General features: G+C 39.3%; 8 protein-coding genes. All 8 read left to right on the top strand.

Annotated elements, in window-relative coordinates; translation table 11 throughout:
• The first annotated feature begins 5 nt into the window (after positions 1-5).
• Genes NITER_RS03290 through glgB form a run of 8 tightly spaced genes read left to right on the top strand, consistent with a single transcriptional unit; the run spans position 6 to position 11,743 of the window.
• Positions 6-266, top strand: coding sequence for a glycogen-binding domain-containing protein (locus NITER_RS03290; RefSeq protein WP_084275890.1), 261 nt, complete (start codon positions 6-8; stop codon positions 264-266).
• A complete protein-coding gene (locus NITER_RS03285) occupies positions 263-2,788 on the top strand; it encodes a sugar phosphate nucleotidyltransferase (protein WP_084275891.1) in 2,526 nt (841 codons plus the stop codon). Before NITER_RS03290 ends, NITER_RS03285 begins: the two co-directional genes overlap by 4 nt.
• Entirely contained in the window at positions 2,785-4,686 is a 1,902-nt protein-coding gene (locus tag NITER_RS03280; RefSeq protein ID WP_084275892.1) for a glycoside hydrolase family 57 protein, read from the top strand. The genes NITER_RS03285 and NITER_RS03280 overlap by 4 nt, the downstream gene beginning before the upstream one ends.
• Before the next feature lie 9 nt (positions 4,687-4,695).
• Positions 4,696-6,642, top strand: a complete 1,947-nt coding sequence (locus NITER_RS03275) for an alpha-amylase/4-alpha-glucanotransferase domain-containing protein (protein ID WP_084275893.1) — start codon at positions 4,696-4,698, stop codon at positions 6,640-6,642.
• Positions 6,630-7,634 (top strand): galactose-1-phosphate uridylyltransferase, encoded by a 1,005-nt coding sequence (locus NITER_RS03270; protein ID WP_084275894.1) that lies wholly within the window; start codon positions 6,630-6,632, stop codon positions 7,632-7,634. Before NITER_RS03275 ends, NITER_RS03270 begins: the two co-directional genes overlap by 13 nt.
• A complete protein-coding gene (locus NITER_RS03265) occupies positions 7,618-8,394 on the top strand; it encodes an ROK family protein (protein ID WP_084275895.1) in 777 nt (258 codons plus the stop codon). The genes NITER_RS03270 and NITER_RS03265 overlap by 17 nt, the downstream gene beginning before the upstream one ends.
• On the top strand, positions 8,391-9,848 hold the full coding sequence (glgA, locus tag NITER_RS03260) for a glycogen synthase GlgA (RefSeq protein ID WP_084275896.1): 1,458 nt from the start codon (positions 8,391-8,393) through the stop codon (positions 9,846-9,848). The genes NITER_RS03265 and glgA overlap by 4 nt, the downstream gene beginning before the upstream one ends.
• The gene (gene glgB, locus NITER_RS03255; RefSeq protein WP_084275897.1) at positions 9,845-11,743 is read left to right on the top strand and encodes a 1,4-alpha-glucan branching protein GlgB; all 1,899 of its coding nucleotides are present in this window, start codon (positions 9,845-9,847) and stop codon (positions 11,741-11,743) included. The genes glgA and glgB overlap by 4 nt, the downstream gene beginning before the upstream one ends.
• The last annotated feature ends 5 nt before the right edge of the window (positions 11,744-11,748 follow it).

The following is an 11,748-nucleotide window of genomic DNA, read 5'->3' as shown; positions in this document are numbered from 1 at the left end:
CTGCAATGATCAAAATACATCCAAAAAGCATCACTTTTATTTTACAAACAGAGGCTAATGAAGTTAAAATCAAAGGGAGTTGGAACGATTGGAAAGCTGAGCCTATGATGCGAAAAGATGGAGTGTTTACAAAGACAAAACGCCTTAAACCCGGGACCTATGAATTCGGATATGAAGTTGATGGTCGGTGGCTCGCCGATGAGACTCTTCCTACAACACCATCTCCTTATGGAAGTTTAAATTCAGTTTTGAAGGTTGAGCCATGAAAAAGGTCAAAGCGGTCATAATGGCTGGAGGATTTGGCACAAGAATCCAGCCACTCACCCACTCTATCCCAAAACCGATGCTCCCAGTAGTCAATGTTCCTATGATGGAAAATGTCCTCAAACAACTTGTAAAAGTTGGAATCGATGAGGTTGTAATACTCCTCTATTACAAACCAGAAATTATAAAAAACCACTTCAAAGATGGAAGTGATTGGGGTGTCAAAATCCACTATGTTCTGCCAGATGCTGACTATGGAACTGCAGGTGCAGTAGGAATGGCCAGAGAGTATCTTGATACCACATTTATGATAGTAAGTGGTGATTTGGTTACCGATTTTGATTTTCAAAAGATCTTGCACTACCATGAGAAAAGAGAATCAAAGCTCACTATTACATTAACTTCAGTCGATAATCCCTTACAATTTGGGGTGGTCATCGTCAATGAAGAGGGGAAAATTGAGAAGTTTTTGGAAAAACCAAGCTGGGGAGAGGTCTTTAGCGATACGATAAATACGGGAATTTATGTTATTGAGCCTGAGATTTTAAAATATATCCCAAAAGGGGAGCCTTTTGACTTTGCAAAAGATCTCTTTCCACTTCTCATGCAAGAAGGAATTGACCTTTTAGGCTATACTGCTCATGGATATTGGAGAGATGTTGGCAATCCAGAAAGCTACAGAGAAGTACATCGAGATCTCTTTTTAGAAAAAGTGCATTTTGATATTCCAGGTAAAGTAATTGAGTATCCCGAAGGAACTCTCTATCTTCAAGGCAACAGTGAAATTGATAAAAGCGTTGAGATCATCGATACCGTTGTCATAGGTAATAATGTAAAAATTGGCAAAAACAGTAGACTCCACAATGTAACAATTGGAGATAATGTCACAATTGGTGAAGAGTGTAAACTCAGAAACTCCATCCTTTGGCACGACATTACTATAGGAAAAAAGTGCGTCTTTGATAATGCAGTCATTTGTAACGATAACATCATTGAAGATATGGTTACGGCAAAAGCAGGCGTAATTCTTGCTGAAGGGTGCCATGTTGGCAAGTTTGTTACCTTTGATCAAGATGTGACTGTGTGGCCAAATAAAGAGATTGAGCCGGCAGCCATCGTTACGAACAATGTTGTCTGGGGTACGAAGTATAAAAACGCTATTTTCCAAGAAGGTGTTATTCGAGGTAAAGCAAATATTGAGATCGATTGTGAGATGTCGTGCAGAATTGCTGAGGCATTTGCATCTTTGCTGCCAGAAGGAAGCACAATTGCTATAGGTCGAGATTTTGAAGACTCTTCAAGAATGCTAAAGCGCTCCTTTGATGGAGGTGTTCTTGCAACAGGTGTAAACATTGAAGATCTGCAAGTAATTCCAGCTTCAGTTCTTAGACACTACATACAAAAAAATGATAATATTAATGCTGGTGCATATTTTCGCAAGAGTATTCAAGATCCTACAAGTGTAGAGATACTTCTGTATACCAGCGAAGGGCATAGACTCAATACCGAAACAGCCAAAAAAGTTGAGAAAAACTACTTCAAGCAAGATTTTCGCAAAGTTGATTATAAAGAGATGGGAAGCCTCAATGATGAAGCATCTTTGCACAAAAATGCATGTGCAAACTATTTGGAAAAGATCAAAGAGCTTATCGATCACAAAATAATTCGAGGCAGTAATTTTCAAGTAGTAATAGATCTCATGTACGGTATTACAAAGGAGATATTTCCTCGAATTCTTTCAGAGCTGCAAATTGAAAATATTTTACTCAACGCCTATTATGATAGATTAAAGCTAGAAAATATTACTCATTACATAAAAGAGTCGCAACATGAAGTTGCCAAGATAGTAACTGCTCTTGAATTTCAACTAGGTGTGCTCATCTATCCTCATGGGCAAAGATTGACACTTATTAGTGATGATGGAGAGATTTTAGACCGAGTTGATGCACTCATAGCAGTTCTGAGACTCATGGATATCGATGCAGCAACAAATGGAAAGAAATATAGAGTATTCTTACCATCATGGGCGCCAGATATGATGGACAGTGATTTTAAACATCTAGAAATTGATAGAGGAAAATATCTCAATTTCAAACGAGAAGATTTTAAGCAGTATGACTTGATAGCCACTGTAGATGGAAACTTTGCTTTTACAGAGTTTGCATACCATAGAGATGGAATCTATGCAACCCTTAAAATCATGGAACTTCTTAGCCGTCATAACATTTTACTCTCACAAATAGAAAAAGAGGTCAAACACTTTTTCTATAAACGGTGTAAAATCCCTTGCCCTCAACATAAAAAGGGCAAAATGATGAGAAAGTTTATTGAATATGCACACGACAAACCCCATTCAACGCTTGATGGGGTTAAAATTTGGGAGAACGATACAGACTGGATTTTGATGATTCCTGATCAATACACTGAAGATCTCAATCTCTTCATTCAAGCAAACAACGAAGAGCAAGGTAAAAAACTGCATGACAGTTATGCAAATCTCATACAAGAGTGGTTGAACGAGTGAATATAGCACTTCTATGGCATATGCACCAACCAGATTATAGGAACGAAAAAGGAGAATTTATTCTCCCTTGGGTCTTTTTGCATGCAATAAAAGATTACTACGATATGCCATATATTGCTTCACAATATAATGTGAAGGTAAGTTTTAATCTCACTCCAATTCTCATTGAGCAATTACAAGAGTACATAAACAGAGGGCCTAGCTGCGATAGAATGCTACAACTTCTCCGCAAAAAAACAGAGCAAGTGAGTCAAGAGGAGAGAGAAGCTATCCAAAAATTGTGCTACACACTCCATCCAAAAACGATGGCTTACGGTTTACATAATCGCTTCTTTTCATTATTTGAAAAAAAGAGGCTGAATAACGAAGAGCTCAATGATCTAGAGGTCTTTTTTCTTTTAAGCTGGTGTGGCAACTATTTAAGAAACAGTGATCCTTTTATCCAGTCACTTCTACAAAAAGATTCATTTACACAAATTGAAAAAGAACGTCTCTTGCAGACTCTCTTTGCTTTTTTACCTTCTATACTGCCTCTTTATAAATCGTTGCAAGATGCAGGAAAAATCTCTGTTGCAACTACCCCCTACTCCCATCCAATCTTACCACTGCTTCTTGATATCAATGTAGCAAAAGAGGCAAATCCATCTATTACACTGCCACAAAAGCCACTAAGCCTAAAAGAGGATGCCCTCCTTCATATCCAAAAAGCAAAAGAGATCTATAAAGATATTTTTGGTAAAGAGCCTCGAGGTTTTTGGCCGGCTGAAGGTGCAGTAGATGAAAAAAGCGTAGCACTCTATAAACAAGAAGGGATTGAGTGGATAGCAACCGATGAAATGATTTTGCAAAAAAGCGGCGGCAGTGACAAATACTCCCCCTACTCTTTTAATGGAATCAAAATTTTCTTTCGTGACCATGAACTCAGCGATCTCATAGGATTTGTTTACAAAAACTTCCCAGCCCAAGGGGCAGTCAAAGATTTTGCACAAAGGCTACCTGAAAAAGGAACAATCTTTGTTATTTTAGATGGGGAAAATGCCTGGGAACACTATCCCAAAAACGGCTGGGAGTTTCTCAATGCCTTTTATGAAATGCTTGAGAACAAAAGCACAATCACTTTCGATGAAGCTACCTCCTTAACATCTAAAACGCTCGATAGACTCTCACCTGGCTCATGGATCTATGGCAATTTTGATACTTGGATCGGAGATGAAGAGAAAAACAGAGCTTGGGAGCTTCTTTTTCAAACAAAAAGAGACACTCTCCATCACTCGCAAGATCCATTTATCCAGCAGCACTTTTTGCTTGCAGAAGCTTCTGACTGGTTTTGGTGGTATGGATATGGCCACTATACAGAGTTCGCACTAGAGTTTGATGCAATATATAGAAATCATCTCATAGCTATCTACAAGCATCTTGGTATCGTACCTCCAACTGATATTACGATACCTATCGTAGGATCACATACGATACAAGCTTTCCTCAATGAACCAAAAGGATATATCTATCCAATTATTGATGGCAAAGTTACATCATTTTTTGAATGGCTTGGAAGTGGATATCTAGATGAGAGGGTCTCTTCGACTATGCAAAGTAGCTTTACGGTTCAGAAGCTCTTTTGGGGTGAAAATGAGAAATCTCTCTTTTTTAGAATAGATGCCAAAGATATAAAGAGTTTAGATTTTCGCATCTTTTTTGATGAGGATGAAGTAGCTATAAAAAGAAGGGCAACAGTTTCTATTGCAGAGATTGAGATAGACAAAAACAGCTGCAACAAAAAATATTTTGAAGTACGTATAGAAGTTTATAAAGATACGAGACTGCTACAGATTATTCCATCAACGACAAGACTATTTATAAGGATTGATAATGACTACTCTAAAAACTGGTTTGTATAAGGTGCTTACATGAGTCAGCTCTATTTTGGTCTACATATGCACCAGCCAGTAGATAATCTCCATGAGGCTGTAGAGAATGCAGTGAAGCAATGCTATAGACCTCTTTTTCAAACATTAAAAAAATATCCCCAATTTCGCTTCGCTCTACACTGCAGTGGTTGGCTCTTTGAGCAGCTACGCACAAAATACAGTGATGTCTTTGAAGATATTTGCTATCTAAATGAGCAAGGAAGTATCGAGTTTTTCAGTGGTGGCTTTTATGAACCGGTACTTGCAAGTATTCCAAGAGAGGATCGTATAGCACAAATCCAAAAACTCAGTAGCTATATTGAGCACTATTTTGACAAAAAGCCAAAGGGACTATGGCTGACCGAGCGAGTATGGGAGAGCTCAGTTGCCTTGGATTTCCAAGAGTGTGGAATTGAGTATGTGGCGGTGGATGATTATCACTTTCTTGCCAGTGGATTTGATTATGAGGAGCTTGATGGATTTTTTTTGAGTGAAGAGAGCGGAAATAGCTTTGCCCTCTTTCCTATTGCAAAAAAACTGCGCTATGCAATTCCATTTTATCTGGTAGATGATGCATTGCAAGCCATAAGCTCTTATGAAAATGCAATTATTTTTGATGATGCTGAGAAGTTTGGTCTTTGGCCAAATACCTATGAGTGGGTTTATGAAAAAGGCTGGCTCGAATCTTTCATCAAAAAGATCATAGAGAGTGAAATTGCGACGAAACATTTTGCACAAGCGCAAAATCCAAAAGGGCTCGCATATCTCGCAAATGTCTCTTACTACGAGATGGGTGAGTGGAGCCTCAGGGCAAAAGATACTCTCGAACTTGAAAAACTCAAAAACAGAGTTGGCAAAGAGTATTTTGAAAATATTGGCATCAAGTTTATTCGTGGAGGCATCTGGAGAAACTTTTTTGTCAAATATGAAGAGTCCAATAGGCTCCATAAACGTATGCTTGATCTTGCAAAAAGACAAAAAAGCGAAGCCCTCTATAAACTCCAGACAAATGATGTCTACTGGCATGGCATATTTGGAGGGCTCTATCTGCCAAACTTAAGAGACAATGCCTATCGCTTTGTATCTCAGTGTGAGCAAAATATAGAGGATAGAATAGAAATAGCAGATAAAGATTTTGACGGATACAAAGAGGTTGAAATTAAAAAAGATAATCTTGTCTGGAGACTCTATGAAAAACAGGGAGGGCAAATTATTGAGATTTTAGATCTGCACTCTTGCTTCAATTTGCAAAATACCCTCACAAGAAGATTTGAAGCCTATCATGAAAAGATTTTCCATCCACTTGAGCAAAAAGATGAAAAAGGGATCACTACAATCCATGAAATGGCTCCAAAGATAAGTGAAGAGGTCAAAAAAAATCTCTTTTTTGACTGGTATACAAAAAACTCCTGTATCGATCACTTCAGTGACGCCTCCTTCAATGCCCAAACATTTTTCCAAAACAGCTACAAGGAGTATGGCGATTTTGCAAATCAGCCATTTAAACTGCAAAAGCCTCTAACATTTGAGCGCCAAGGTGGTCTCTATCTTGATCAAAAATATCCAGCAATGATGCAAAAGAACTATACCATCGATAAAAATTCTCTCGAGCTTTCTATAGATTTCCAATCCACATACGAAAATGAGCTTTTGTATGTCAATGAGTGGAATCTCCATTTTGCCCACTATGAGAGTCTGCTTATTAATGCAAAATATTGCTGTGACAAAATGGAGTTTTTTGCAAAAAAGCTTGAGATTATCGATCCATTTACGAAAAAAACGCTCTCTTTTTTATCGAATCAAGAGACAAAAATCTTTGTCGTTCCTCTATCAACAGTATCACAAAATGAAGAAGGTTTTGAACTAACGCAACAAGGGATAAGTATCGCTTTTGCTTTACCTTTTACAAAATCTTTTACTTGGGATCTCAAATTATGTCTGAAATAAGATATGATCTTTTGCATAATGAATATATAGTCATTGCCCCAGAGCGCCTTCACAGACCTATCCCACAGCAATGTGCAGATACATTTTCTATACAAAAATGCCCCTTTTGTCCTGGCAACGAAGAGTTAACTCCTCAAGAGATCTTTTCAATCAAAAACAACAGCACATGGCAAACGAGAGTGATTCCAAATCTTTATAAAGCCCTGCAGATAGAAACTCCCTTCATCTCAAATAGAGATGGTCTTAACGAGATGTGGGGCGGATATGGGGCACATGAGATAGTTATTGATACACCCAAGCATACAGTAAAAATACAGAATATGAGTCAAGAAGAGATATTTTGGTGGCTCTATACACTCCAGCAACGCTATCGTGATCTTCGCAATGATAAAAAGCTCATCTCATTGCAGATATTTAAAAACCATGGACGCAATGCTGGTGCTACACAACCCCACCCTCATACGCAAATTATTGCTCTTCCTCTAATGACAAAAGAGCAACTCTATTTATTTGAGCATTGTCAACGCTATTTCCACAATCATGGCAGATCCTTGCATGAAGATATTGTACATTTTGAATCAAATTCACAAAGAAACCTCTTTGAGAGTGAACACTTTTTTACCTATACTCCGTATGCCTCCTCTTTTGCTTTTGAAACAGCTATCATCGCAAAAAATATGGGATTTGGGGAGTGTTCAAAAATCCAGCTGCAAGAGTTGGCAGAGCATATTCGCTCACTTTTTTATGCTTTATCAAAGGAGCTTGGAGATTTTCCTTTTAATTTACTTTTTTATTTACCACCACTCAATGAAAACTTTGAAAACAGCTCCTTTTTTCATGAAGTAAACAATATTTTTCGTTTTTATATTCGCATAACACCCAGAATTTACACAATCGCCGGATTCGAGTTGGCAACTAGATCGATGATCAATCCAGTAGTTCCGGAGATGGCGGCACAACTCCTTAGGAGATGGTATGAAACTGGCTCTTGATATAGGGGGTACATACATCAGATGGGAAATAATAGATAGAGAAAAAGGCAAAAAGCAGCTGCATAATATTGATTTACAAAGATTTATCGAAGATCTGATCAATGAAAAAAGAATTACAGCAGTTGGTATCTCCTATGCCGGACAGGTTTGTAACAACAAAATCCTCTCTGCACCCAACATTCATGCCACAATTGAGCCCCAAAAATTTGGAATCCCTTACATTATTGAAAATGACCTCAAGTGTGCTGTCTTGGCTGAAGCGAAGTTTTTTAATACCTCCTCTATTACGGCACTCTATTCTGGTACAGGTCTTGGAAGTGCTACAATTGACCAGGGCAAACTTGTTCGAGGTTACAAAAACCTTGCTGGAGAGATTGGACATATTCCTTACAAAAAGGCTCCTTTTCGTTGTGGCTGCGGGAAAGATAACTGCATCGAGCTTTTTGCATCAGGCAGTGGCTTGCAAAAATGGGCAGACTATCTTAAAATAGAAGCATCCTTAAAAAATGAAAAGCTTTACAACCTCTATACCGAAGCCCTACTCTATGCCGCTGCTACAGCTCTTACGCTTTTCAATCCGTCTATTTTAGTGTTGGGTGGAGGTGTTATCAAACATAATCCGGGTATAATTGATTATATCCAGCAAAAGATTGCTCAATATGCCCCACCCTTCACATTAAAAGAGGCTCAAATCAGACTCACGCAACTAGAAGACGCCTCACTAGAGGGGATAAAAATTCTACTTGAAAGGCTGCCATGAAACGAAACATACTCTTTTGTGCCTCAGAAATGACACCATTTGCAAAAACTGGTGGACTTGCAGATGTGGCTGCAGCTTTGCCAAAACACCTTAAAAAGTTAGGACACAACGTTAAAGTTGTCCTGCCGCGATACTATATGATTAATAAAAACAATTTGGAGTTTGTCATAGGCAATATAGGTGTAGATATGGGACCGCTTGGGACGTTATGGTGCAGTGCATACAGGACTCTCTATGAAGGCGTTGAGGTCTATTTTATCGATTATGAAATCTTTTTTGGAAGAAAAAATCTCTACACAGATGACAACGGCTACTCCTATCCAGACAACGATGCACGCTTTATATTCTTTTCCAAAGCGGTACTGGAGCTTGCAAGAGCTTTGGATTTTAAACCAGACATTGTCCATGCGAATGACTGGCACACCGCAGCCCAGCCAATCTTTCTCAATACTGTTTTGCGAAATGATCCATTCTTTCAAAAAACCGCTTCTGTTTTTACGATACACAATCTCCAACATCAAGGCGTCTTTGCCAAAAGTGCCTTTGAATATCTGGGAATCGGCTGGGAGCACTTCAATATGTATGAAATGGAAGCACTTGGAGCGCTCAATCTCATGAAGGGCGCAATCTATCATGCAGACAAAATCACAACAGTAAGTCCAAAATATGCCCTAGAGATCCAAACACCTGAGTTTGGTTTTGGTCTGCAAGAGCATATCAAAGCCCACGCCTACAAGCTTTTTGGGATTTTAAATGGCGTTGATTACGATGAGTGGAATCCAAAAATGGACCCATACATTGCCAAAAACTACGATATCGATGATCTAAGTGGCAAAAAAGTATGCAAGATAGATCTTCAAAAAAGCTTTAATCTTGCCCAAAAAGATGATATTCCACTTATTGGTTTTGTAGGACGATTTGCCCAGCAAAAAGGAATAGAGCTGATAGCTGCAGCCATGCATGAGTTGGTACATCTGCCTTTGCAGATGGTCTTTTTGGGCAGCGGAGAGAAATGGGCGGAAGGATTTTTTCAAGATATTGCAAACAAATATGAAAATGTAGGTTGTTTTATAGGCTATTCAAATGAATTTGCCCACAAGATTGAAGCCGGAAGCGATCTCTTTTTGATGCCAAGTCTTTTTGAGCCATGTGGACTCAATCAGATCTATTCATTGCGTTATGGAACACTCCCCATCGTCCGTGCTGTCGGTGGACTTGATGATACGATCCAAAACTATGAACCCCACACAAAAACGGGAGATGGTTTTAAATTTTACGATGCGACCAAAGAGGCTCTCATTGGAACTGTTCGCTGGGCAGTCGATACGTGGATGCATGACAAAGAGGGAGTAAATACAATGATCCATACCGCTATGAGCAAGCGGTTTGACTGGCAAAGAAGCGCTAAAGAGTATGAAAGAGTCTATGAACTGGCACTGGAGACAAAACGATGATCTGCCATGATGTAACGCGTTTTAGCGATTTTGATATATATCTCTTCAAAGAGGGAACCCATACGAAACTGTATGAAAAATTTGGTGCTCATATTATGCAATATCAAGGAGAAACTGGGGTCTATTTTGCAGTATGGGCGCCTCATGCAAAATATGTAAGCGTTGTGGGGGATTTTAACGGTTACAACGCAACTGCGCATCCTCTTAAAAAAAGAGAAGATGGAAGCGGAATATGGGAAGGGTTTAGCACTGATGCAAAAATAGGTCAAACCTACAAATACCATATCATCACCCCATACGATACGACCTTGCTCAAAGCGGATCCCTATGCATTCCATGCAGAAAAACCTCCAAAATCGGCTTCAAGGATCTGGTCTTTACAAGGATATGGCTGGAAAGATAGCCAGTGGATGCAAAGAAGAGCCAAAACAAACATCCATGAATCACCTATGAATATCTATGAGGTGCATTTGGGATCGTGGAGAAGAAGAGATGATGGAAGTTATCTAAGCTACACGGAAGCTGCAAAAGAATTAGCCCAGTACCTAGTCAAGTTGGGATATACCCATGTAGAGTTACTGCCCATTACCGAATATCCTTTCAAGGGGTCCTGGGGCTATCAGGTAAGCGGTTACTACGCTCCAACGGCTAGATATGGAACACCGCAAGAGTTTATGGAGTTTGTGGATATTATGCACTCTCATGGAATTGGTGTCATACTGGATTGGGTGCCGTCTCACTTTGTTACAGATGGGCATGGACTCATCGCTTTTGATGGAACGGCTCTGTATGAGTATGAAGATCCAAAAAAGGGATACCATCCTGAGTGGAAAAGTGCTGTATTTGATTATGGAAAAAATGAAGTTAGAGCCTTCTTGATTTCATCTGCTCACTTTTGGCTTGAAAAGTATCATATCGATGGGATCCGTGTGGATGCAGTGGCAAGCATGCTCTATCTTGATTATGGAAGAAAAGAGGGAGAGTGGGAGCCAAACATCTATGGAGGCAATGAAAATTTAGAAGCGATCTCGTTTTTGAAGCAACTTAACGAGAGTTGTTACGGCACATTTGAAGGCATTACAATGATTGCAGAAGAATCCACCGCATTTCCAGGAGTAACAAAGCCAGTCTATGCAGGAGGGCTTGGCTTTGGATATAAGTGGAATATGGGCTGGATGCATGATACACTTAAATACTTCAAAACCGATCCCCTCTTTCGCAAGTACCACCACAACCAGATCACTTTTTCCATGTGGTACGCCTATGATGAAAACTTTATTTTGCCTCTGAGCCATGATGAAGTGGTCCATATGAAAGGCTCGCTTATCAACAAAATGCCAGGAGACATCAATCAAAAACTAGCAAATTTACGTGCTCTTTTTGGCTATATGCTAGCCCATCCAGGAAAAAAACTTCTTTTTATGGGAGGAGAGTTTGCTCAATTTAAGGAGTGGGATTTTGATGGAGAGCTTCAGTGGGAGCTTTTGGATGATCCAAAACACAAAGCGTTGCAAAAGATGTTGCAAGATCTCAACACCCTTTATAAAACTACTCCGGCTCTGTATCGATGGGATGAAAAAAGAGAGGGGTTTATCTGGCTCAATGAAAAGGATTGGGAGCGAAGTGTTTTGAGTTTTGCAAGAGTGGCAAAAGATGAGACTATCGTTGTTGTGTGCAACTTTGCCGATACCCAGTATGAAAACTACATTCTGCCTGTACCAAAGAGCGGAAAATATAAAGAGATCTTTAATTCGCAACATTCAAAATATCTGGGATGGGATCATTATCCTGTTAGAGTTTTGCAAAGCAAGCCAATGCAGTGCTGTGGATTTGAAAACTCCCTTACTATCACTCTTCCTGCTTTGAGTGTGATTTATTTACAATTAATTTCATAGGAGTA

Origin of the sequence: Nitratiruptor tergarcus DSM 16512, assembly GCF_027946175.1 — a bacterium.
Lineage (GTDB): Bacteria > Campylobacterota > Campylobacteria > Campylobacterales > Nitratiruptoraceae > Nitratiruptor > Nitratiruptor tergarcus.
The sequence above is the reverse complement of the archived record's forward strand: the minus strand, read 5'-3'. Positions and strand labels throughout refer to the sequence as shown.